At 66.4% G+C, this 22,709-nt stretch carries 21 protein-coding genes; 9 read left to right on the top strand and 12 right to left on the bottom strand.

What is annotated here, in order from left to right; genetic code table 11:
- Positions 1-35: 35 nt before the first annotated feature.
- Both Q0Q48_RS08795 and Q0Q48_RS08790 read right to left on the bottom strand, forming a co-directional pair.
- Complete coding sequence (locus Q0Q48_RS08795; protein WP_295136704.1) at positions 36-1,055, bottom strand: zinc-binding dehydrogenase; 1,020 nt, start codon at positions 1,053-1,055, stop codon at positions 36-38.
- Entirely contained in the window at positions 1,052-1,939 is an 888-nt protein-coding gene (locus Q0Q48_RS08790) for an alpha/beta hydrolase (RefSeq protein ID WP_295136702.1), read from the bottom strand. The genes Q0Q48_RS08795 and Q0Q48_RS08790 overlap by 4 nt, the downstream gene beginning before the upstream one ends.
- Positions 1,940-1,985: 46 nt before the next feature.
- Between Q0Q48_RS08790 and Q0Q48_RS08785 the strand changes: the two genes are divergently transcribed.
- The 3 genes from Q0Q48_RS08785 to Q0Q48_RS08775 are packed head-to-tail and all read left to right on the top strand — an operon-like array spanning position 1,986 to position 5,377.
- Positions 1,986-3,317: an aromatic ring-hydroxylating dioxygenase subunit alpha gene (locus Q0Q48_RS08785; RefSeq protein ID WP_295136700.1), complete on the top strand. Its 1,332-nt coding sequence runs from the start codon at positions 1,986-1,988 to the stop codon at positions 3,315-3,317.
- A gap of 4 nt (positions 3,318-3,321) precedes the next feature.
- A complete protein-coding gene (locus Q0Q48_RS08780) occupies positions 3,322-4,752 on the top strand; it encodes a glutamine synthetase family protein (RefSeq protein WP_295136698.1) in 1,431 nt (476 codons plus the stop codon).
- A gap of 13 nt (positions 4,753-4,765) precedes the next feature.
- Positions 4,766-5,377, top strand: coding sequence for a LysE family translocator (locus Q0Q48_RS08775; RefSeq protein WP_295136696.1), 612 nt, complete (start codon positions 4,766-4,768; stop codon positions 5,375-5,377).
- 38 nt (positions 5,378-5,415) lie between these two features.
- On the opposite strand, the gene Q0Q48_RS08770 is transcribed toward Q0Q48_RS08775, so the two are convergent.
- Positions 5,416-5,868, bottom strand: a complete 453-nt coding sequence (locus tag Q0Q48_RS08770; RefSeq protein WP_295136695.1) for a nucleoside deaminase — start codon at positions 5,866-5,868, stop codon at positions 5,416-5,418.
- Positions 5,869-5,991: 123 nt separating this feature from the next.
- Here Q0Q48_RS08770 and cutA point away from each other — a divergent pair, with 123 nt between their 5' ends.
- Entirely contained in the window at positions 5,992-6,306 is a 315-nt protein-coding gene (gene cutA, locus Q0Q48_RS08765; protein WP_295136693.1) for a divalent-cation tolerance protein CutA, read from the top strand.
- On the opposite strand, the gene Q0Q48_RS08760 is transcribed toward cutA, so the two are convergent.
- A complete protein-coding gene (locus Q0Q48_RS08760) occupies positions 6,303-6,770 on the bottom strand; it encodes a VOC family protein (protein ID WP_295136691.1) in 468 nt (155 codons plus the stop codon). The genes cutA and Q0Q48_RS08760 overlap by 4 nt on opposite strands.
- Positions 6,771-6,815: 45 nt before the next feature.
- On the opposite strand from Q0Q48_RS08760, the gene Q0Q48_RS08755 reads away from it, so the two are divergent.
- Positions 6,816-7,409 carry a TetR/AcrR family transcriptional regulator gene (locus tag Q0Q48_RS08755; protein ID WP_295136689.1) on the top strand — a complete coding sequence of 198 codons (594 nt, stop codon included), beginning with the start codon at positions 6,816-6,818 and terminating at the stop codon, positions 7,407-7,409.
- On the opposite strand, the gene Q0Q48_RS08750 is transcribed toward Q0Q48_RS08755, so the two are convergent.
- Positions 7,394-8,389: a formylglycine-generating enzyme family protein gene (locus tag Q0Q48_RS08750; RefSeq protein ID WP_295136687.1), complete on the bottom strand. Its 996-nt coding sequence runs from the start codon at positions 8,387-8,389 to the stop codon at positions 7,394-7,396. The genes Q0Q48_RS08755 and Q0Q48_RS08750 overlap by 16 nt on opposite strands.
- A gap of 80 nt (positions 8,390-8,469) precedes the next feature.
- Positions 8,470-10,074, bottom strand: coding sequence for an arylsulfatase (locus tag Q0Q48_RS08745; RefSeq protein ID WP_295136685.1), 1,605 nt, complete (start codon positions 10,072-10,074; stop codon positions 8,470-8,472).
- 81 nt (positions 10,075-10,155) lie between these two features.
- Between Q0Q48_RS08745 and Q0Q48_RS08740 the strand changes: the two genes are divergently transcribed.
- Positions 10,156-11,136, top strand: coding sequence for a LysR family transcriptional regulator (locus Q0Q48_RS08740; protein WP_295136683.1), 981 nt, complete (start codon positions 10,156-10,158; stop codon positions 11,134-11,136).
- Positions 11,137-11,147: 11 nt separating this feature from the next.
- Here the strand turns inward: Q0Q48_RS08740 and Q0Q48_RS08735 are convergent, their stop codons facing one another.
- Positions 11,148-12,221, bottom strand: a complete 1,074-nt coding sequence (locus Q0Q48_RS08735) for a nitronate monooxygenase family protein (RefSeq protein WP_295136681.1) — start codon at positions 12,219-12,221, stop codon at positions 11,148-11,150.
- A 96-nt stretch (positions 12,222-12,317) separates the two neighbouring features.
- On the opposite strand from Q0Q48_RS08735, the gene Q0Q48_RS08730 reads away from it, so the two are divergent.
- Together Q0Q48_RS08730 and Q0Q48_RS08725 are read left to right on the top strand one after the other, a co-directional pair.
- Entirely contained in the window at positions 12,318-13,190 is an 873-nt protein-coding gene (locus Q0Q48_RS08730; RefSeq protein WP_295136679.1) for a LysR substrate-binding domain-containing protein, read from the top strand.
- Positions 13,191-13,271: 81 nt separating this feature from the next.
- Entirely contained in the window at positions 13,272-14,678 is a 1,407-nt protein-coding gene (locus tag Q0Q48_RS08725; RefSeq protein ID WP_295136677.1) for an amidase, read from the top strand.
- A 13-nt stretch (positions 14,679-14,691) separates the two neighbouring features.
- Here the strand turns inward: Q0Q48_RS08725 and Q0Q48_RS08720 are convergent, their stop codons facing one another.
- A complete protein-coding gene (locus Q0Q48_RS08720) occupies positions 14,692-14,952 on the bottom strand; it encodes a hypothetical protein (RefSeq protein ID WP_295136675.1) in 261 nt (86 codons plus the stop codon).
- 55 nt (positions 14,953-15,007) lie between these two features.
- On the bottom strand, positions 15,008-16,798 hold the full coding sequence (locus Q0Q48_RS08715; RefSeq protein WP_295136673.1) for a hypothetical protein: 1,791 nt from the start codon (positions 16,796-16,798) through the stop codon (positions 15,008-15,010).
- Between the two features lie 65 nt (positions 16,799-16,863).
- Between Q0Q48_RS08715 and Q0Q48_RS08710 the strand changes: the two genes are divergently transcribed.
- A complete protein-coding gene (locus tag Q0Q48_RS08710; protein ID WP_295136672.1) occupies positions 16,864-17,895 on the top strand; it encodes a uroporphyrinogen decarboxylase family protein in 1,032 nt (343 codons plus the stop codon).
- On the opposite strand, the gene Q0Q48_RS08705 is transcribed toward Q0Q48_RS08710, so the two are convergent.
- The 3 genes from Q0Q48_RS08705 to Q0Q48_RS08695 form a co-directional block, all read right to left on the bottom strand.
- The gene (locus tag Q0Q48_RS08705) at positions 17,892-20,051 is read right to left on the bottom strand and encodes a hypothetical protein (RefSeq protein ID WP_295136670.1); all 2,160 of its coding nucleotides are present in this window, start codon (positions 20,049-20,051) and stop codon (positions 17,892-17,894) included. The two genes, Q0Q48_RS08710 and Q0Q48_RS08705, sit on opposite strands and share 4 nt — an antisense overlap.
- Positions 20,048-20,764 (bottom strand): class I SAM-dependent methyltransferase, encoded by a 717-nt coding sequence (locus Q0Q48_RS08700; protein WP_295136668.1) that lies wholly within the window; start codon positions 20,762-20,764, stop codon positions 20,048-20,050. Before Q0Q48_RS08700 ends, Q0Q48_RS08705 begins: the two co-directional genes overlap by 4 nt.
- A gap of 113 nt (positions 20,765-20,877) precedes the next feature.
- Positions 20,878-22,596, bottom strand: coding sequence for an amidohydrolase family protein (locus tag Q0Q48_RS08695; protein WP_295136666.1), 1,719 nt, complete (start codon positions 22,594-22,596; stop codon positions 20,878-20,880).
- Between the last annotated feature and the right edge of the window lie 113 nt (positions 22,597-22,709).

The raw sequence follows: 22,709 nt of genomic DNA, 5'->3' as shown, positions 1-22,709 counted from the left end.
TTTCCTCCCTTGGGGCTCCTGCAGCGCTATCAAAGTCAGCGCCACGGCTCCACGAGAATCTTGGTGTGCCTCTCGGGGTTGCCGAGTTCCTCGAACGCCCCCTTCACCCCGTCGAGGCCAACTTTGCCCGTGATCAACGCCTCGGCGTCCACCTGGCCTTCGGCCAACAGGCGAAGGCAGCGCGCAAACTCTTCGGGCGTGTAGCCCAGCACGAACTGAAGCGAGAGCTCCTTCAGGATTCCGAACAGCGGCTCGATCCGGTCGGGCTCCATGCACACGCCGGCGATGACCACGCGTGCGTCGCGTGGGGCCGCCTCGAAAACCTGCTGCAGCAGACCCGGGACGCCGACGCATTCGAAGATCACGGCGCGCTTGCCCGGCGGCAGCTTCACATATGGGGACTCGACCTTCGGATCGATCACGATGTCGGCGCCCATCCTGGCCGCCAGCTCGCGCCGCTTGGGCGAGAAGTCGGCCGCGATGATCGGATGAATGCCCTTGAGGCGCAGCCCCACGATGACGGCGAGCCCGACTGGGCCGCAGCCCACGACAAGCGGCGCGTCGTTGTCCTGCAGCGCCGCCTTCTCGACCGCGTGGATGCCGACCGCCAGCGGCTCAGTGAGCGCGGCGTGTTCGGCCGGCAGGCCGTTGGGCACTTCGAGCAGGAGCGGCGCGGCCAGCACCATCCGTTCGGCATAGCCGCCCGGGAAATCGTTCGAGTAGCCCACGGTGCGATGGCCGTCCACCTGCGGGATCACCGGCATCGAGCAGACGAGCGTACCGGGCTTCAGTTTGCGCTCGGTGCCAGGTCCGTAGTCCAGCACCTCGCCACAGAATTCATGGCCGAACACGACGTCGCGCGACAGGTCGAGCGGCTGCCGCCCGGGAATGCGCTTCGACAGCTCGACCATGTGCGGCGCGTGCTTGGCGTAATGGAGGTCCGAGCCGCAGATGCCGCAGCACAGCGTCCTGACCAGCACCTGCCCGGCCGCCGGCACGGGCTCCGGCACTTCGGCCACGACCATGTCGCCGCTGCGCAGGACCGCCGCCCTCACTTGATGAACTCCCGCGTCGTCGCCACGAAATCGTCGAGCCGGTCATGCTGCACCCAGTGACCGGCGCGCTCGAACTCGACGACCTTCGCGGTCTTGAAGTGCTTGATGCGGCCGTCCTTCTCCGGATTGGAGGCCCAGCTTTCCTTACCGTAGACGAGCAGGGTCGGACAGGTGATGCGCGACCACAGGGTCTCGATGTCGGGATAGCTCATGTCGTAGGGCTGGTTGACGCGCACATAGTTGTCGAACTTCCAGCTGTAGGTGCCATCCTCGTTCTGGTTGACGCCCTGCTCGGTCAGGTGACGCGCTTGCGCCGCGGAGAGATGCTTGTTCTCCTCCTGCATGCGCTTGAAGGCGTCCTCGATCGTCGGGTACTTGCGCGGCGCGCGGCCCGACAGCTTGCGCTGCTCGTCGATCCAGTCGGTCATGCGCTCGCTCATCGGCTTGTGGCCGCGCTCGGCGATCACCTTGGGTGACGGCCCCAGTCCTTCGATCGCCACCAGCTTGCGCACCTTGTCGGGATGGATGCCGGTGTAGCGCAGGCAGATGTTGCCCCCGAGCGAATGCGCCACGATCGTCACTGGCGCCAGGTTCTGCTGATGGATGAGTTGGGCCAGATCGTAGATGTAAGCCGCCATCGAGTAGTTGCCGTCCGGCGACCACTGGCTGTCGCCATGCCCGCGCAGGTCCGGACAGATGACGTGCCAGTCCTTGCGCAGAGCCTGTGCAACCCAGTCCCAGTTGCGGCAATGGTCGCGCCCGCCATGGACGAGGAGGAGCGGCGGCGCTTCGGGGTTGCCCCAGTCGACGTAATGCAAACGCAGACGCTGGGAAAAGAAGACGCGGGATGTGGGCCCCGGCATGCCGTTCAGGGAGGAGGTCATACGGTCTCCTATAGCGAATCCCGGTGGTTTGCGTCACTCTGCGCCCATGATGAGTCCCGAGCAGAACGAGCTGATGACCCGGGTCGGACCGGGCACGAAATGCGGCGCCCTGATGCGCCACTACTGGCATCCCGTGGCCCTCGCCGACGAACTGCCTGCCGAGCGGCCGGCCAAGCCGGTGCGCGTGCTGGGCCAGGATTTCGTGCTGTTCCGCGACGAGCGCGGCCGGCACGGCCTGCTCGACCGCGACTGTCCGCACCGCGGTGCCGACCTCGCCTTCGGTCGCCTCGAAGATGGCGGCCTGCGCTGCCTGTTCCACGGCTGGCTCTTCGACGTCGACGGCAAGTGCCTTGAGACGCCGGCTGAGCCGGAGGGCAGCGTGCTCTGCCAGAGGGTGCGCCAGCGCTCCTATCCCGTCGTGGTGAAAAACGGCATCGTCTTCGCCTATCTCGGCGAAGGAGAGGCGCCCGCCTTCCCCGACTTCGACTGCTTCCTGGCGCCCGGCACGCATGCCTTCGCTTTCAAGGGCCTGATCGAGTGCAACTGGCTGCAGGCGCTGGAGGTCGGCATTGATCCCGCCCATGCCTCCTACCTGCACCGCTTCTACGAGGACGAAGATACCGGCGCGGCCTACGGCAAGCAGTTCCGCTCCGCTTCGTCTGACTCAGACATCCCGATGACCCGGCTGCTGCGCGAATTCCCGCGGCCGAAACTCGACGTCGAGGCGACCGACTACGGTCTTCGCCTGTTCGCGCTGCGCAAGCTCAACGAGCAGCACACCCATGTACGGGTGACCAACCTCGTTTTCCCGTACGCCTTCGTGATCCCGATGAGTTCGGAGATGACGATCACGCAGTGGCACGTGCCGATCGACGATACGAGCTGCTACTGGTACGCGATCTTCACCAGCTTCGGAAAACCGGTCGACCATGCCGCCATGCGAGAGCAGCGGCTGAAACTCTACCAGCTTCCCGACTATCGCCCGTTGATCGGCCGCCACAACGACTACGGCTACGACGTCGCCGAACAGAAGAGCCAGACCTTCACCGGCATGGGCTTCGACATCAACGTCCACGACCAGTGGGCGGTCGAGAGCCAGGGCCGCATCCAGGACCGCACGCGCGAGCATCTCGGCACCACCGACAAGGCGATCGTCGCCTACCGGCGCATGCTGCTGTCGGCCATCGGACAGGTCGGCAACGGCGAGCGGCCGATCATGTGGCTCGACCCGCAGCGCGCTGCCGCAATCCGCGGTCCCGTCGCGATCGACGGCATGGGTCCGACCGAGGGCTGGGAAGCCTACTGGAAGGATGTCGACGTGCGCCGCCGCCGCGCCTCGAGCTGGGCGGCCGATACCGTCCCGCCGCTGGTCGCGTGAGCCGATGAGCCTGGTCGAACGCGCGGGCCTCTGGACCGAGGACCGCAAGGCCGCCACACGCGAGGCCGAGCGGCGCATGAAGGCCGGTGAGATGTCGGTCGTACGGCTGGCCTTCGCCGACCAGCACGGAATCCTGCGCGGCAAGACGCTGATGGCCGCCGAAGTCGACGCGGCGCTGAAGAACGGCGTCGGCTTCACCACGACGATGCTGTTGAAGGACACCTCGCACCGCACGGTGTTTCCGGTCTGGCAGCCGGGTGGCGGCTTCGGCATGAAGGAGCTCGAAGGTGCCGCGGACGTGGTCATGCTGCCCGACCCGACCACATTCCGCGCCCTGCCCTGGGCGCCGCATTCCGGCTGGATGCTGTGCGACATCTACTTCGCCGATGGCCGGCCGATGCCGCTCTGCACGCGCCAGGTCCTGCGCCGGACGCTCGGGGCGCTGGCGGACCGCGGCTACGATTTCGTCGCCGGCCTCGAAGTCGAATTCCATCTGTTCAAGCTCGAGAAAGCCAAGCTGGGCACCAGCGATGCCGGCCAGCCGGGCGAACCGCCCGACGTGTCGCTGCTGAACCAGGGCTATCAATACCTGACGGAGCAGCGCTACGACGAGATGGATCCGATCCTGGAGATCCTGCGCACCAACCTCGTCGATCTCGGCCTGCCGCTTCGTTCGCTGGAAGTCGAGTTCGGCCCGAGCCAGGTCGAGTTCACCTTCCGCACCGGCACGGGCCTCGATCCCGCCGACACGATGGTGTTGTTCCGCAGCGCCACCAAGCAGATCGCCCAGCGCAACGGCTTTCACGCCTCCTTCATGTGCCGGCCGAAGCTCGCCAACGTGATGTCGAGCGGCTGGCACCTGCACCAGTCGCTGACCGACCGCAAGACGCACGCCAACGCCTTCGCCGATGGTGCCGAGACTTTATCCGCGACCGGCCGCCATTACATGGCCGGCCTGCTGGAACACGCGCGCGCGGCCGCCGCGTTCAGCACGCCGACGCTCAACGGCTACAAGTGCTACCGTCCCTTTTCCCTGGCGCCCGACCGCGCCATCTGGGGCCGCGACAATCGCGGCGTCATGGTGCGCGTGCTGGGCGGACCGGGCGATCCCGCAACGCATCTGGAAAACCGGGTCGGCGAGCCGGCCGCCAATCCCTATCTCTACATGGCGAGCCAGATCGTCTGCGGCCTCGACGGGATGGAGCGCAGGCTAGACCCCGGTCCTTCGGCCGACACGCCTTACGAGGCAAAGGCGCCGCTGCTGCCGCGCACGCTCCGCGAGGCACTGTCCGCGCTCGGGGAGAGCGAAGTCCTGCGCGCCGGCCTGGGCGACTTCTTCGTCGACTACTATCTGCGGCTCAAGCAGGCCGAGATCGACCGGTTCGAGCTCGAGGTCAGCGATTGGGAGCAGCGCGAGTATTTCTCGCTTTTCTGAGGAGGGTCGTTCCGTGAGCCTCGAATTCCTGATCACATCCTTTATCATCGTCGCCTCGCCCGGCACCGGCGCGCTCTACACGCTGGCGGCCGGCCTCTCACGCGGCTCGCGCGCCAGTGTCGTGGCGGCTTTCGGCTGCACGCTCGGCTGCGTTCCCCACCTGGCTGCGGCGATCCTGGGCCTGGCTGCCCTGCTGCACGCCAGCGCAGTGGCCTTCGAAACCGTGAAGTACCTGGGCGTCGCCTACCTTCTCTACATGGCCTGGAATACCTTGCGCGAGCGCGGCGCGTTGAGCGTCGGCCGCCAGAGCGATGCACGCAGCTTCGTGCAGGTGACGACCGAAGCCATCCTGATCAACCTTCTCAATCCGAAGCTCTCGATCTTCTTCCTGGCGTTCCTGCCGCAGTTCGTCAGCGCGGACGAAGCTCGGCCCTTGCCCCATATGCTGATGCTCAGCGCTGTCTTCATGCTGATGACGTTCGTGGTCTTCGCAGCGTATGGCCTGTTCGCCGCCGCAATGCGCGACCATGTGATTTCGCGGCCGTCCGTCATGACGTGGATGCGCCGCACCTTCGCCGGCGCCTTCGTTCTGCTGGGCGCCAGGCTCGCCCTCACTGAACGCTGATGGAGCCGCGGCGCGAGTAATCTTCCCTTTTCTGAGGCTCAGCCGTCCTCGCCGATATCCTCGGCCCAGACGTCGGGATACTCGTCCTGGAAGCGCTTCATCAGGCCGATGCAGCGCAGGTCGTTCAGGACCACGACTTCGACGCCGCGGGAGCGCAGGAAGTCCTCGTTGCCGCCGAAGGTCTGGTTCTCGCCGATCACCACCCGCGGAATCTTGAACTGCACGATGGTGCCGGAGCACATCATGCAGGGGCTGAGAGTCGTGAACAGCGTCGTGTTGCGGTAACTGCGGCGGCGGCCGGCCTGGCGCAGGCAATCCATCTCGCCATGGGCGATGGCATCGCCCTCCTGGACGCGCTTGTTGTGGCCGCGGCCGACGATGCGGCCATCCTCGACGAGGATCGAGCCGATGGGGATCCCCTTCTCGTCGAAGCCCTTCTGCGCCTCGGCCAGCGCCGTCTCGAACAGTTCCAGTTCCGCCGAACTTGCCATGGATTTCTCCGCCTGCGTCGCGCTGCACCCTTTCCGCCCCGGCGGAAAATGGTCTACCCAGTGCCCTTCTCAGTTTACGTCAGCCCGCCCACAAGCGTAACGCCGGGACCGGAAGATACCGCCATGACCGCCATTGCCGTCGTCACGACCGTCGCCAGCCGCAAGGAAGCCCGCTCGCTCGCCCGGGCGATCGTGGAAGCGAAGCTCGCCGCCTGCGCCCAGATCTCCCGGATCGAAAGCATCTATTCATGGAAGGGCGCCCTCGAGACCGGCAAGGAATACCGCATTCTCTTCAAGACGCTCGACGAGCACTACTCCGCCGTCGAGCGCGCGATCCTCGACCTGCATCCCTACGAGGTGCCGGCGATCCACGCCTTCCCCATGATGCACGTCGCCCCGGCCTATGCGGCCTGGATTGAGGAGAGCGTCGCAGCCTAGGCCTGGCCGCCCTCGAGCATCCTCGTCCAGCGCTTCTGCATCTCCTCCGGGCCGACCGCCTCCTTCGCTGCGTCCAGGAACCAGCGATAGCCGAACGGACAGGCGACCATGCCGGAACGGTCGCCGTAGAACTGGTCCTGCACTGGCCGCACCAGGGTCGCCCCGGCGGCGACGGCCTTCTCGACGGCCTTGTCTGCATCGGACACGGCGATGTGGAAGGCGACGGGAGACCCACCGATGGCGCCAGGGCTCTGCGCACCGAAGTCGGGATACTCGTCGTTCATCATCAACACCGAGTCACCGATGCGGATCTCGGCATGTCCGACGCGGCCCGCCGGCTCGACCAGGCGGAACAGTTCCACGGCGCCGAATGCCTTCGCGTAGAAGTCGATGGCGGCCTTTGCATCGTGCACCGTCATATGGGCTCGCAGGGTCGGGCTCGAAGGCGCGCTCTTTGCGGTCATGGCATCACCTGTGTTATATTACGTTACGTATCGTAATATTAATAGATGCCCCGTCAACCCTCCTCAGCCTCACCCACGCGCGGCCGTCCCCGCGATCCGCGCACCCGTGCCGCCATCCTCGCCGCCGCGCGCGATCTGCTGGGACGCGGCGGGCTGACGGCGGTCACCATCGAAGCGATTGCGCAGAAGGCAGGCGTCAGTCGCCCGACGATTTATCGCTACTGGCCGAACGCGCCCGCCGTCGCGATGGCTGCGTTCCTGGAAGCGACCGGGGCCGACGAGGCCTCAAAATCACCCCGGACCGCGCTCGCCGGCCTTCGCGCCCAGCTCCATGCCCTGGCAGACGCCTTCGCGGCGCCGACGGGGCGCAGCGTCGCGGCCATGGTGGCGGCGGCCCAGTCAGAGACCGAACTCGCCAAGGCCTTTCGCAATGAATTCATCGCCCGCAACCGTGACGCCACGCGTGCCTTGCTCGAGCGCTGCGTCGCCGACCGGTCAATCGTCGAACCCGAGGACATGGACCTCACGCTCGATCTAATCTTCGGTCCCCTCTTCTACCGCCTGCTGATGGCCCATGCCCCGATCACGCGCGCCTTCGTCGATCAGCTCCTTGGCGCGGTCGTTCACGCACGAGGCTGAGGGCCCGGCTCGGCTTCGCTGCGGTCGCCGGGCGTCCGCCTCATGATGCACCTGAAGCCGACATGGCTGGTCGTCGTATCGATCTGTTCGGCGTGGCGGGCGGCCGGGCGATAGCGCTTGCAGTAGCTTGGCGCGCAGAGATGCGAGCCGCCCTTCAGGACCTTGCGCGGAATGCGCACGCGGTCACGTGGATCGTAGCTCTGCTCCAGCGAGGCGCCGCGCGGGTTCTCGGGCACGCAGCAGGCCTTGGCGGCATCGGGCGCGTGCCTGGCGGCATACCAGTCGGCCGTCCATTCCCAGACGTTCCCGATCATGTCGTACACGCCATAGCCGTTGGCCGGGTAGGCCTTCACGGGAGAAGTCCGTGCATAGCCATCGCCGCGGGTGTTCTCGTGGGGAAAAGCGCCCTGCCAGGTATTGGCCATGTGCCTGCCGCCGGGGGTGAGTTCGTCGCCCCAGGCGAACTCAGCGCCGTCGAGCCCGCCGCGCGCCGCGAATTCCCATTCGGCTTCGGTCGGCAGCTCCTTGCCCGCCCATTTCGCGTAGGCCTCGGCATCGCGGAAGGCGACCTGAACCACGGGATGATCGTCGAGGCCGCCGATATGGCTGCCCTTGCCATAGGGCCGCCGCCAGGTGGCGCCGAAGGTGAAGCGCCACCACTGGCTCCAGTCGGCGAGATCGACCGCTCGGGACGGCGGCGTGAAGACCAGCCCGCCCGCCTTGAGCATCCCGGGGCGCGCGCCGGGATAGTCCTTCGGATCGGGATCGATCTCGGCCCAGGTGACATGACCGGTGGCCTCGATGAACCGCCGGAACTCGGCATTGGTGACGGGAGTTTCGTCGACCCAGAAGCCGTCGACCGTGACCGTGTGGACGGGCTTCTCCTCGGCATAGTGGTGGTCCGAGCCCATGCGGAACGTGCCGCCGGGAATCCAGACCATCCCGGGGTGCCGCGAGCCGGCTGTAGCGACGCAAGTCATGGTGCCCAGTCCTACACGCCTCTCCGGCCGTCCGCCACGCGATGCGAACGGCCGGGCCCTCTCCCCACCCATTTCCCTCTCTAGTTCGCGCCCTGCGGCGGAGAGGTGAGTTTGTTCAGCACACCTTCGAGGTTGAAGGAGCCAGGCTTCTGGCGTGGCGGGAACTCGACCAGGGTCTTGATGAAGTTGGTGACGTATGTCTGCGCCGGCACCAGCAGGTAAATGCGATCGATGCGCCAGCGCCCATAGCCCATGCCCTCATGATCGGCGCGCTCGAACGGATCGGCCTTTAGGTCGAACAGCTTCGGCACGCGCAGGGTCACCATCGGATCCTGCCACACGTCGAAACCATGCTTGCGCTGTTCCATGAAGGCCAGCTTCCATTTGTCGTAGCGCAGGCCGGCCAGGCCGCCATCGTCGGTCCAATAGAAGAACTCCTTGCGGGCGCTGCCCGTGCCGTTCTTCAGGAGGTCGCGCTGGTCGTAGCCATCGAGATGGACCTTGAACGGCTTGCCGTTGAAGGTCGCGCCCTGCATCAGGCGTTGCTTGAGGTTCCCTTCGCCGGCCGCCGCCGTGAGCGTCAGCAGCCAGTCCTCCGCCGAGAACACCTCGTTGATCTCGGTGCCGGGCTTCACCAGGCCGGGCCAGCGCACCATAGCGGGCACGCGATAGCCGCCCTCCCAGTTGGTGTTCTTCTCGCCGCGGAACGGCGTCGTGCCGCCATCCGGCCAGCTCATGACCTCTGCGCCATTGTCGGTGGTGTAGATCACGATCGTATTCTGGGTGATCCCGAGGTCGTCGAGCTTCTTCAGGAGCTGCCCGACCTGGCCATCATGCTCGACCATGCCGTCGGCCACGACACCCAGTCCGGTCTTGCCCTCGGACGACGGCTTGAGATGCGTCCAGATGTGCATGCGGGTGGAGTTTACCCAGGCGAAGAACGGCTTCTGCTCGCGCTTGGCGCGGTCCATGAAATCGAGCGAGGCGCCGAGGAATTCCTCATCGACCGTCTCCATCCGCTTCTTCGTGAGCGGGCCGGTATCCTCGCACTTCTGCTTGCCCCACTTGCCGAAGCGCGAATCCTCGCCCGGCGTCTCGGTGGCGGTGGCCACGCATTTCAGGACGCCGCGCGGCCCGTACTTCGCCTTGAAGGTCGGATCCTTCGGATAGTCGATGTTCTCGGGCTCCTCCTCGGCGTTGAGGTGATAGAGGTTGCCGAAAAACTCGTCGAAGCCATGCACCGTGGGCAGGAACTCGTTGCGATCGCCCAGGTGGTTCTTGCCGAACTGGCCGGTCATGTAGCCCTGGCCCTTCAGCAGATCGGCAATCGTCGGGTCCTTCTCCGACAGGCCTTCCGGAGCGCCCGGCAGACCGACCTTCAGCAGGCCGGTGCGGATCGGCGACTGGCCGGTGATGAAGGCGGCGCGCCCCGCGGTACAGGATTGCTGGCCATAATAGTCGGTGAAGATCGCGCCTTCGCGCGCGATGCGGTCGATGTTGGGCGTGCGGTAGCCCATCATGCCGCGGTTGTAGGCGCTGACGTTCCAGTAGCCGATATCGTCGCCCATGATGACCAGTATGTTGGGCTTCGCGGGCACCTGGGCCCGTGCCGGGACCACACCGCCGGAGAGCCCGACGAGCAACGCTGCCGCCGACAACAGGCGTCCAATTTTCTTCTTGGTCATGGCGTTCCCCAATCTGCTTATCCGGCGGAATCTGTTCTCATGGACGATGCAAAACAACACCGCGAACGATACAGTTCTGGAATGAACCTCGATCTGAAGTCGCTGCGCTACGCCGTCGTGCTCGCGAGGCATCGGCACTTCGGACAGGCTGCGGCGGCACTCGCCATCAGCCAGCCGACCCTCAGCCGGAACATCGCCGCTCTGGAGAGGGAGCTCGGCATCAGGCTGTTCGAGCGTTCAAATCGCGACGTGGTTGCGACACCGGCCGGCGAGGATGCGCTCCGGATGGCCGAGGAGCTGCTCCTGCGCGCCGAGGCCCTCTCCAATCGTCTCGAGCTCGTGCGGGACGGCCGCGGCGGGCGGCTGCGCGTGGTTGCCGGCGCCTACATCGACGACATTGCGGTGCAGCCCGCGGCGATCGACCTCATCAACGCGAATCCCTCGATGCGTCTCGAGATTCTGGAGCGCGAATGGACGGCCGCCCTGTCGTCCCTGATGTCCGACCAGGTGGACTTCGCGGTGGCCGACGTTCTCGCGCTGCGGGACATGCCCTCGCTCCGTGTCGAGAGTCTGGGGGTCCTTCAGGGTGTCTACTTCTGCCGCACCGGCCATCCGCTGTTGGCCAAGGCCGAACCAACGCCGGACGACCTGCGCGAATACCCGTTCGTGATGCCGGGCATCTCCCTGTCCCGCATGTCTTTCATCGCCGACATCGACAGCGGCATGAGGATCGACGAGCGCGGTGGCGGCGTGCTGCCGTCGATCGCCGTTTCGTCGTTCCGCAGCGCCAGCGACATCGTGGCGGCAACGGACGCGATCAGCCTCGGCCATCCAACACAGATTGCCGACGGCCTGGCCGCCGGCCGCTTCGCGCTGCTGGATCTGCCGTGGATGGGAAAGCTGCCGTCGGTCGAAATGGGCGTGGCCTGGAAGCGGGAAAGGACGCTGCTGCCGGCGGCCCGCGCCTTCATCAAGCTGATACGCAAACATGTGCGCAACGCGCAGGCCGCGGAGTCGCGCGCCGCGTCACGCCGGGGCAGACGACCGCCGGCAGGCGCCTGATTTCGGCGCCGTCATGCGCGCACGCGTTTGAGGACGGCCTCGGTCTCCCGCACCATCGTCTTCACCAGCTCGCCGGCCGGCATCTCGCGCGCCAGGGTTGGTGCCTGTCCGCTCCAGAGCGGCGTGAAGTCAGTCGAGCCCCGGGCCTCCGCCGGGCCACGCAGTGGCTGAGTCGCTTCGGCAGCCAACGGGAAGGAAGGCGCTTCCGTGCTCATCGGTCCCACCTCGCTCACGATGCGATTCACGATACCGCGCGCAGGACGGCCGGTGAACACGTTGGTGAGCGTCGTGCTGTTGTCGTTGGCCTTCCGGAGTGCTGCCCGATGCAGAGCCACCGTCTTTGCCTCCGGCGCCAGCATGAAGGCCGTGCCGATCTGGGCGCCGGCCGCGCCCAAGGCCAGGGCTGCCGCAATACCGCGGCCATCGCCGATGCCACCGGCAGCGATCACCGGAACCTTCACGGCGTCCACGACCTGGGGCACCAGCGCCATCGTTCCGGGCTGACGCGTGACGTCATCGCTGAGGAACATGCCGCGATGGCCGCCGGCCTCGGCGCCCTGCGCGATCACCGCATCGACGCCCTCGCCCTCCAGCCAGCGCGCCTCCTCGACCGTCGTCGCCGAGGCGATGACCAGGATTCCGGCCTCTTTCAGGCGCTGCATCAAGGTCTTGTCGGGCAGGCCGAAATGGAAGCTGGCGACCCTTGGCTTGAACTCCAGCACCAGCTCACAGGCCGCGGCATCGAAGGCCGCGCGCGACGGCCCCTTCGCATCCGCCGCCACGCCGAGTTCGCTGTAGTAGCCCGCCAGCTTCCGGCGCCAGGCCGCGTCGCGTGCCGCGTCGGCCGCCGGCGGCCTGTGCACGAAGAAGTTCACATTGAACGCCCGCGACGTTCCCTGCTTCACCATCTGGAATTCCTGGCGCAGGCCGTCGAGGCTCAGCATCGCGCCGGCAATGGATCCCAGCGCCCCGGCTTCGGAAGTCGCAATCGCCATTTGCGGCGACGTCACGCCCGCCATCGGCGCCTGGAGGATGGGGTGATCGATCCCGAAGAGGTCGAGAAGGCGTCGGTCCTGCCATTGCATGGCTGTTCTCTCCTTGTTGTGCCGCCAGTCTAGGCCACGCCCCGGCATTCCAATCAGCGATTTATACTAATCGACATCATCTGATATTCTGATGGTATGGATGCCCGGGACCTCGCCACCTTCGAAGCCGTCGCCCGCCTCGGCGGCATGGGCCGCGCGGCGCGCGAACTGAACACCGTCCAGTCCAACGTGACGCAGCGCGTGCGGCGCCTGGAAGAAGCGCTCGGCGTCTTGTTGTTCGAGCGCAGCCGGGCAGGCGCCCGCCTGACGCCGGCTGGCGAGAGGCTGATGCCCTATGCCACGAGGGTCGACGCGCTGCTCGACGAGGCCAGCCGGGCCGCACGCGACGATGGCGCGCCGCGCGGCACCCTCACCATAGGCTCGCTGGAGACCACGGCCGCCCTGCGGCTCTCGCCCCTGCTCGCCTCCTATGTGCAGGCCCATCCGGGGGTCGACTTCGTGCTGCGGACCGGCACGACGGCGGAAATGGTCGAAGGCGTTCTTGGCCGCGAGCTGGAGGGCGCGTTCGTCTGCGGACCCGTCGTGCATCCCCAACTCGTCTCGACGCCGGCCTTCAGCGAAGAGCTCGCCCTCCTCAGCGCGCCGGCGGTGACGACGCTTGCGGCAGCGCTGCAGTGGCCCGACCTTCGACTCATAATCCTGAGGGCCGGCTGCTCCTATCGCCAGCGCCTGGAGGAACTTCTGTCGCGACGCGGTGTGGTCGGTTTGCGGCGGCTGGAGTTCGGCACCCTGGAGGCAATCCTGGGGGCCGTGGCCGCCGGGCTTGGCATCACGCTGATGCCGCGCGCCCTGATCGGCCCCGCATGGCGCGGCGGCCAGGTCCGCGCGCACCGCCTGCCCGCGGCCGAAGCACGCGTGCAGACCGTCTTCGTGCGCCGCCACGACCGCCTCCCCTCCCGCGCCCTTCTCGCCTTCCAGAAGCATGTGACACGATCGAAAGCGCGGTGATCGACTTCGGCATTGCGGACAGAGACGGCAACATGATCTTCTTCCCATCGGAAAACCAAGTAGCGTTGAGCGAGGGTTGAGATGGAGCTTTGGCAGTACGACGCGACCGATCTGGCGCGCCTGATCCGAACGGGACAGGCTTCGGCCCGGGAGGCGGTCGATTCCGTTCTTGGCCGCCTGCACAAGGTCAATCCCGCCATCAACGCGGTTGTCCGCGTGCTGGAGAGCGAAGCCCGTGCCGAAGCCGAGACGGCGGACGCCGCCCGCGCTCGCGGCCACGCCCTGCCGCCGCTGCACGGCGTCCCGGTCACCACCAAGATCAACGTCGACCAGGCGGGGCTGCCCACCGACAATGGCGTCATCCCGCTAAAGGACCTGATCGCGCAGGAAGACAGCCCGGTCGTGGCCAACCTGAAGCATGCCGGTGCGATCATCGTCGGCCGCACCAATGCGCCTGCCTTCTCGATGCGCATCTTCACCGACAACGCCCTGCACGGGCGCACGCTCAACCCGCGGGACCCCAGCGTGACGCCGGGCGGCTCGAGCGGCGGCGCCGGCGCGGCGACGGCAACTGGCATCGGCGCCATCGCCCATGGCAACGACATCGGCGGCTCGGTGCGTATCCCGGCCTACTGCAATGGCGTAGTGGGACTTCGCACGGGCTTCGCCCGCATCCCGGCCTTCAATCCAACGGGCGTCGCCTCGGGCCGCCCCATCGGCGCCATCCTGATGGCGACCCAGGGTCCGCATACCCGCACGGTGCGCGACGCCCGGCTCGCTCTTGAAGCGATGGCGCGCGGCGACCGGCGCGACTGGCGCTGGAACGACGTGCCGATGCGCGGCCCCGCGCCCGCGCGCCCCATCAAGGTCGCGATCGTGCCGGAAGTGCCGGGCGGCAAGAGCCATCCCGCCCAGGTCGAGGCCGTGCGGCTGGCCGGCAAGCATCTCCGCGGCGCCGGCTACGTCGTTGAGGAAGTGCTACCGCCTGACATCGAGCGCGGCGTCGAGCTGTGGCATCAGATCTGCGTCACCGACGTGTTCGGCGGCCTGTGGCCCACCATGCAGAAGATGGGCGATCCCGACGGCATCTCGTCCATGCAGGCCTGGCTCTCCGTGCACAAGCCGGTCGATCTCGCGACCTATGTCGCAGCGCTGACCGAGCGCGAGGCCCTGGCCTTCCGCTGGATGACCTTCTTCCAGCAATGGCCACTGGTCATCTTCCCGACCCTGTGCGACCTGCCGCCCAAGCAGGTGGCCGACATCACGCCCGACGGCCAGCGCGAAGTGCTGGAGTCGATGCGCTCCGCCCTGATCGCGCCGCTGCTCGGCCTGCCCGGCCTTGCCGTACCGGTCGGCAACCACGGCAAGCTGCGCACCGGCGTCCAGATCATGTCGATGCGCAACCGCGAGGACCTCTGCCTCGATGCCGGCGAGGTGATCGAGGCCTGCGAGGGTGTCGTGACGCCGATCGATCCGGTCGGCGCCTAGGCGCCCCCGACCATCAGTCGCGCGGCGGCAGGTCGATCTTGAGGTCGCGCAACTTCTGCTCGAGGACGGGAATGCCTGCGGGATTGCCGTTCTTGCACTGATCGAGCGCCAGGCTGGTCTCGACGCCGTTTTGGAGTCCCCCACGACCGGCGCCTCTCTTCATGAGGAGGCCTTCGTATGTCGCGGCCAACGACTTGCAGTAAGCCGCGTCGTTCGGGGCAGCCGACGCGGCGATCGGCAGGATCAGGACGAGACTTGAGATCAGCAACTTCATGTGATTTTTCATGCCCGGAACATGGCGGCGCCACCTGACGGGCGCCTGACTTCGGTTATTTGATTATTTCGCGGAAGATACACTTCTCGACGCCCTCACCCGACACCGCGACGCGTTTCGACCATTGCCAAAGCGGATTCCAGTAGGACTCGATCAGCGTATCGACGGCCTTGCGGTCGTCTACGATGTATCCGAATTCCTGCAGGTTCACCGGATACATGTTGTCGGAGCCGATATAGAAAACGCGGTCGTCGACCATCCACAGCTTGGAGTGATTGGCGATGGTCTTGCCGCCCGGCCAGGACTCATCCGGACCGAAGCGGAACGGCGCGAGGTGGAAGCGGCTGCACAGCATCGCATTCACGGGATCGGGCCCCTTGCGGATGGCGTAGCGCGAGCGCGGATCGGCCGTATCGATGCGCTTTTGCACGTTGTCCTTCAGGCGCCTGGCCAATACCTGCAGCGGGACGTCGTTGTAGTAAGGACTGCCGCCATTGCCGATCGACCCGGGATTGGACAGGACGACATAGACGTCGCCGTCGCGCTCCATCAGGTCGATCATCCGGTCCAGCGCGCTTTCGGGGAAGAGCGTGTCGGAACGTCCCAGCCGGAATCCGAGATCCTGCTGCGACACGCGGATGGACTTGCGGGCCGCACCGAACATCAGATCGCGCGCCAGTTCGCTCTGGTTGGCGAAGTCCTCCGTGATCCCGGCGCCCAGCCTCCCGATGCCCATGATCTCGACGCTTCCCGTGCCCGCGGGCGCGCGGCGTGTCGCGACGGCGCCCGGACAGCTTCGCCCGAACCCGCTCTGACCGGGCACGTAGCTCACCAGCGAGATCGACTCCTTGTGATCGAGATTGGCGCAGACATAACGCCATAGCCGGTCGGCAAAGCGGGACGCACTGGCGGCCGCCGGCCCCCTCACCTGCATGGAGAGATCGTGGACGGGATTGTCGGTGAGATAGTCCTCGGTCCAGAGATTATGCCCGCCGACGATGGCCTCGCGCCGGTCGACGACGATGAACTTGCCGTGGTTCCACGAGAAGCTGTTGCAGGATTCGAGCACCGTACAGCTCCGCATCGCCGAGACGCTGACCGTCACGCGCGAGCCCGGTATGTCCCGCGCCGTCCCGACCAGTTCCTCGAGGAATGCCGCGGCATCGACGCCCGTGGGCGGGAACTGGCCGATCAGGAAACGCACCTCGACCGGGCGGCGACTGAACGCCAGCTCGGCAATCGCAGCCCTGAGCGCCGCGGCGAAGCGCCCGGTCGGCGCAGGCTGCAGTTCGACGATGTCGACGCTCTCTCGCGCGCTCGCAACGAGGTCGTGGATCCTGACCGGAAGGGCGTCCGAATGACCGAGGCACACTTTCCGCGCTAATGCGCGCCGCCCGGGCGTGCGCGGCCAGATCGCGGTGCAGGTGCCGCCGTTGCAATCGGCATCGGTGGCGCAGGCGGGCAGTGAGATGTCGGGCTCGCATTCCTTGCAACCCATGGCGAACCAGGTGAGGTCGTCGGCCTTCCGGCCCCACCGGTTGGGCGTCTGCACGAGCCAGTCGACGGCCAGGGTGTTTCCACGTGTCAGGTCGTAGGTGATGCCGGCAAAGGCGCCCGTCGGGTCGCTCTTGGCCAGCTCGCGCTGGAGCTGTTGCAACGGATCAGGCATCGACAGGTCCGGCGGACGGATGTCGCGGTCGCGCATCAGCGCGACGAGAGAGGTCGACGATCGCAGCAGCCCGAAGGCGCGTTCGGCCGGAGCGTCATCTACCGAACTGCTGGGCAGGTCCCCGCTACAGGAGCCGACGACGAGGAGCAGCAGCAGCAACACCAGGCGTGCGAACATGGACAGGGACTTAATCGGGTCGCAGACTGGCGCGCAATCACAGCTTCGCGAGAAATGGAATTCAGATGGGCGAAATGCTTTTGCAGACCACCGTCGTCGGGTCCTACCCCCAGCCGGATTGGCTGGTCGACCGCCAACTGCTGAGCAAGGGCGTACCGCGCACGCGCGTCAAGGACATGTGGCGGGTTCCGGAACCCTGGCTCGAGCAGGCCCAGGACGACGCCACCCTGCTCGCCATCCGCGACATGGAACGTGCCGGGATCGACGTCATCACCGATGGCGAGATGCGGCGCGAGAGCTACTCCAACCGCTTTGCGACGGCGTTGGAGGGTATCGACGACGAGAACCCGGCGGAGATCGTGAACCGCAGCGGCAACCGCACGCCCGTGCCGCGGGTCGTGGGCAGGATCCGGCGCACCGGGCCGGTCGAGTTGCGCGACATGCAGTTCCTGCGGGCCAACACCGACCGCCTGGCCAAGATCACCCTGCCCGGCCCCTTCACCATGGGCCAGCAGGTCCAGGACGAGTACTACAGGGACGCCGAGGCGATGTGCATGGACTATGCCGCGGCGGTGAACGAGGAAGCGCACGAGCTGGTCAAGGCCGGCGCCGACGTGATTCAGCTCGACGAACCCTGGCTGCGCAACAATCCCGAGGAAGCCGAGCGCTACGCGGTGAAGGCGATCAACCGGGCCCTGGAAGGCATCACCGTGCCGACCGTCGTCCATCTCTGCTTCGGCTATGCCGCCGTGGTGACTGGCCTGAAGCCCACCGGCTATTCGTTCCTGCCACAACTCTCTGACACGATCGCCCAGCAGATCTCGATCGAGTCCGCACAGCCCAGGCTCGACCTCGGCGTGCTGAAGGATCTGGCCCCCAAGAAGGTGATGCTGGGCGTCATCGACCTCAGCGATCCCGTCATCGAGACGCCTGAGAAAGTCGCCGAGCGCATCCGTGCCGGCCTGAAGCATGTCGGGCCCGACAAGCTCCTGCCCGCTCCCGATTGCGGCATGAAGTATCTGCCGCGCGCCACCGCCTTCGGAAAGCTCAAGGCCCTGAGCCAAGGCGCGGCGATCGTGCGCCGAGAGATTTCCTAGGAACCAACCTTGCAGGCCAGCGTGCCGTAGTCGCGCCGGCCTGCAATCGGTTCGATCGACATGGTCTGGGGCGGCTTGACCGACCGCATCCAGGCATCGACCAGTTGCCTGTTCGAAGCGGCGTCAAAAAAGAGGCAGCCGCGGCCCATGCCGGCGATCCTGGCGATCCATGCCTCCTGCTCCGACCGCAGCCAGAGGCTGTTCTTCGGCGAGGTGATACCCGAGAGCGAGCGCACGCCCCCCAGAAAATAGAACGTGTCGGGATGGGCAACGAGGTCATCGAACCTGTACGCCCCCATTTCGACAGGCCGCCCCGCGAGGCGGTCGCGCAGCAGGCCAAAAAACTCTTCCACCTCGGCAAAATCCGGATGGTTGCGAAAGGCCGCCTGCATCCGGGGAAGCGGCGAGTAGAGACCGGCGAGATCGGAAACCTCGCCTCGGTGGCTGCGCAACTCGCCATAGAGATCGAGCACTGCCACCGACTCGCGCCAGACTGAACCGAGGCTCGCCCCCCGCCGTTCGACCTCGCCTCGCCCTGAAACTGCTCCCTCGGCGATGACGGCCACCGAGACGACCATCAGCAGAGTCCGTGCCCTGCCCGGCTTCAGGCAGCGCCAGAAGAAGACCGGCAACATCAGGAGGAACAGCGCCAACAGGAACGCCGGGCCCGCCAGATGTGAAGTGTCCGAGCGCAGCAGCGCAAACAAATGCATCACGAAGGCGCCGACCGCCACGCCCGCGAACTTCGCGCAGAACTCCCGCGTCGGCCCGTCCGCCGTTTTCCACCGTCGTCCGAGAAACGCCGCCAACAGGCCGAGCGCGAGCAGGAAGAGGAACAGCAGAGCGTAGGTGAGGATGAGATTCCTGAACTCGCCGGTCGCCCGCAGATCCGTTTCCAGCCGCCCGTCCACGATGTTCCAGGCGAGTTGGAGACCGAGGTTGTCGGACCATATCGAATTGGAGACGCCGGCCATCACCAGGCTGGACTTCGCATTCGCGAGCGCAACCACTTCGAAGAGGTGCGAGGGTCCCACGAAGGCTGAGACCAGCATCATGAAGGTCACGCCACCCGCGACAACGAACAGGCCTGCGAACCCCGCGAGCCGCTTCGGCGACACTCCCGTGGCTGGCCCGAGCAGGGCGAGCGAGAATATGAGCACCAGCAGCCCGCCGCTCAGGTTCTCCTGGCTGAGGAAGCCGCCCAGCCCCCAGAGCGCCCCTGCCAGCATCGCCGCCACCCAGCTGCCCCTCGCCGACCTCGCGCCCAACAACAGCCAGGCAAGCCAAAGCGAAAGAATGGGAATCGCCACCCATCGGGTGAGTACGGCCCATCCGGCCAGATCGATCCTCTGGGCGGGGCTCGGCCAGAGAACCCAGCCGACGAGCCCGGCAGCCGCCCAACCAAACCCCAGGAACTGCTGGACCACGATGAAGAAGACGATGACGCAGACGACGTTGAGCAGGAGGTTGGCGGCAAGGAAGCCGTGGTTGCTGAAGTGCACGAAGTCCGTAAGGGCGCCCAGAAGCAGCTGGTTTCCGGGTCCGTACTGGGTTTGCGCCTCCAGATAGGGAATCGCCCCGAGCCTGATCTGCTGCAGCGCGCTCAGGTGAACGTGCGAGTGGACGTCGTAGAACTTCGCGAGGCCGTCACCGCCAATTGCGTCGGCACCGCGAAGCGCCGGAAGACCGATCCAGCAAAACGCCAATCCCGCGATTCCGATCGCGCCCAGCACGCGCACGGGCCATCTCGCCGAGGCCGCGGCCGGACTCGGGCGGGCGGCCGCTGGCGAGCCCTGAACGACGGCGACCCAGAGCCAGTGGAAGGCGATGAAGGCCGCGATACCGAGATAGCCGAAGATCAGCGGACGCTTGTCCATCTGCCCCCACTCGATGACTTCGTCCTGGGGCGAGATCGCTCCGGAAGGAGCCAGCGCGAGATAGCAATAGCCCCCGACGGCTCCGAGGAGCCCCACGGCATAAAGCAGTGCACCTCTCCCCTCCCCGCGCCGCTTCGCCTCGCCATGGACGAGAGCGAGCGCCACCACAGCAGTCGCCGCTCCTGCGACCAGGAAGGCAAATCGCGACTGGAGGGCGGCGACCTCCACCAGCATCAGCGCTGCTGCGACGAGACAGATCAGGCCCTGCAGCGGCGTCACGGACGGGCCGTGGCCAGAAGGAGATTGCCCATGCCGAAGTGCTTCGCGCCGGCCTCGAGGGCGTGCAGGGCATCGGCCGTTCCGCGGCCGAACACGGCCGCGAACGGTGCGAGGCCCAGCGCCGTCCTGATCGAGACGTCGCGATAGCCCGCCGCCGAGAGATGCTCGCCCAGCAGGCTCCGCCGGTACTTGTTGATGTGCTGCTCGAGATAGCTCACCGGCGACAGGGCGTTAACGCCGAGTTCGATGAGAGGCCACAGCGACCTGTAATTGGGAGTCGTGACGACGAGGATACCGTTGGGTGCCAGCAGCGCGCGAGCGTCGGAGAGCAGTCGGATCGCCGCGTCCGGCGCCAGATGCTCGATCAGTTCCACCATCGTCACCACGTCGAAACGCTCGCCCGTCTCGGACAGGCTGGCGAGCGGCCGGGTGGAAAACCGATGCGTCGCACTTCCGTAGGTTCGTGTCGCGTAGTCGATCTGGGCGGCGCTGATGTCGAGGCCGAGCGCCTCGACGCCCGTCAGATAGTTGCCGATGAAGGTGCCGGGACCGCACCCGATATCGAGAACGCGTTGCGGCGTACCGAGGTGAGCCGCGACCGTCCGGAACTTCAGGTCGTGCCAGGAGAAGCGTACGCCCGCTCCCTGTCGATAGACCTTGTCGTAGAATCCTGCCGGGATTCCCTTCTCATAGTCGTAGACGGTGTCTTCCATTGCTGCTTGTCAGGGTCTCACGGCCTCGCACGGGGACAGGCCGCGGGAACCGTCGCTCCTGCAAGACTATCGGGAATCTCTTGGACCTCGCCAGATGAAGTGGCAAGAGCCCGTCAGCCGGCGAGCCGTCCCTTCAGCACCGTCCCCGCATAGGCGCCCGTCGCCTCTCCGTTCTCGAACGCCACGGCGCCATTCACCAGGGTCGCCTTGATGCCCTCGGCCTTCTGGACCAGGCGGCGCGCGCCACCGGGGAGATCGCGCTCGACCGTGGGCAGGCAGGGCCGGATGCCGTTCTCCTCGAACAGGACGAGATCGGCGCGATAGCCCTCGCGCACGAGGCCGCGGTCGTTCAGTTCCCAGGCTTGGGCATTGTCGTGCGTGATTTTCTTTACCGCCTCCTCCAGGGTGAAGGCACCGCGCTTGCGCACCCAGTAGCTGAGAAGATGCGTCTGCAGCGACGATCCCATCTCCTGCGCGACGTGCGCACCGGAGTCCGAGAAGGTCGCCAGGGTGCGCGGATGCTTCAGGATGCCCAGCACGTCAGACGGTGTCTCGTTGACCAGCGGCTGGACATAGACCTGGTTCTCGTTGGCCAGCGACAGGTCGATCATGACTTCGACCGGATGCTGCCCCCGTGATCTCGCAAGTTGCTCGACCGTGGGATCGTCCCAGTCGACGCCGTTCAACGCATACAGGTTGGAATAGTCCGGCCTGCGCGGATCGGTGGTCGCTGCGCCGCCTCCCTGGAAGACATTGTCGCGCGGCTTCATCCGCTCCTCGGCCGCCACCAGTTCGCGCCGCACCCCGGGATCGGCCAGCCGCCTCTTCTGCTCCGCGATCGGCAGGTCGCGGACCTGGCGCCAGGCCGGCAGCACATCGAACGGCAGATACGACTTCAGAGAGAAGATCGCGTTGATCGACCGTGTCGTGCCCTGCCCGAACATGCGCCCGCCGGCCGCCACGGTCTCGTCGATATAGCGCGTCTGGTAGGCCCAGCCCGTGGGATCGTCGCCCTGCTTGGTGGCCAACACGCCGAACATGACGGGTCGCCTGTAGGTCAGCGCAACCTCGCGCAGCCGCGCGAGGAAGGCGCGGTGCGCCGCGCCGCTCGCAATGTCAGGGCCGACCTGGAAGATGCCGGCATCGAGCTCTGCCATCGCCGCGACGATACGGTCGATCTCCTCCCACTCTGCTATGCGGCTGGCGACCGGCGTATTGTCCGGCGTCACATGCGTTGAGGCGCGTGAACTGGAGAAGCCCATGGCGCCGGCTCGCAGCGCCTCCTTTACGAGGTTGGCCATGCGGACCATCTCGTCCTCGCTCGCCTTCTCCGTGAAGGCCCGCTTGCCCATCGCATACATGCGCAGCGCCGAATGGCCGATGTACATGCCGTAGTTGATCGCCTTGGGCAGGCGTTCGACGGTCGCGAGATATTCCGGGAAGGTTTCCCAGGTCCAGTCGATGCCGGCGGCCATCGCCTCGGTCGGGATGTCCTCGACCGCCGAGAGGCAGCGCGCATAGAGGTCGCGGTCCTCGGGCTTGCACGGCGCGAGGGCGAAGCCGCAATTGCTCATCACCACCGACGTGACGCCGTGCCAGCAGGAACAGCTTCCCAGCGGATCCCAGGCGACCTGCGCGTCCATGTGTGTATGGCCGTCGATGAATCCCGGCGAGACGATCAAGCCGTCGGCATCGAGAGTACGCGACGCGGCGGGAGCGATGTGTCCGACCTCGGCAATCATCCCGTCCTTGATGGCGACATCTGCGGTGAAACGCCGGGCGCCGGAACCATCGACGACCGTGCCGCCGCGAATGACGAGATCGTAAGCCATTACAGGCACTCCCCGTTCGGGACGATCAGAGTGCAGGTGGCGTTTGCGGCTGTAACGTCCGGCATACGAAACCTCCCTTGCTGCTTTTGCCGACGATTGCAGGCTTCACACAA

This window comes from uncultured Reyranella sp. (assembly GCF_945957355.1).
Lineage (GTDB): Bacteria > Pseudomonadota > Alphaproteobacteria > Reyranellales > Reyranellaceae > Reyranella.
This window is presented reverse-complemented; position numbering and strand designations above follow the sequence as displayed.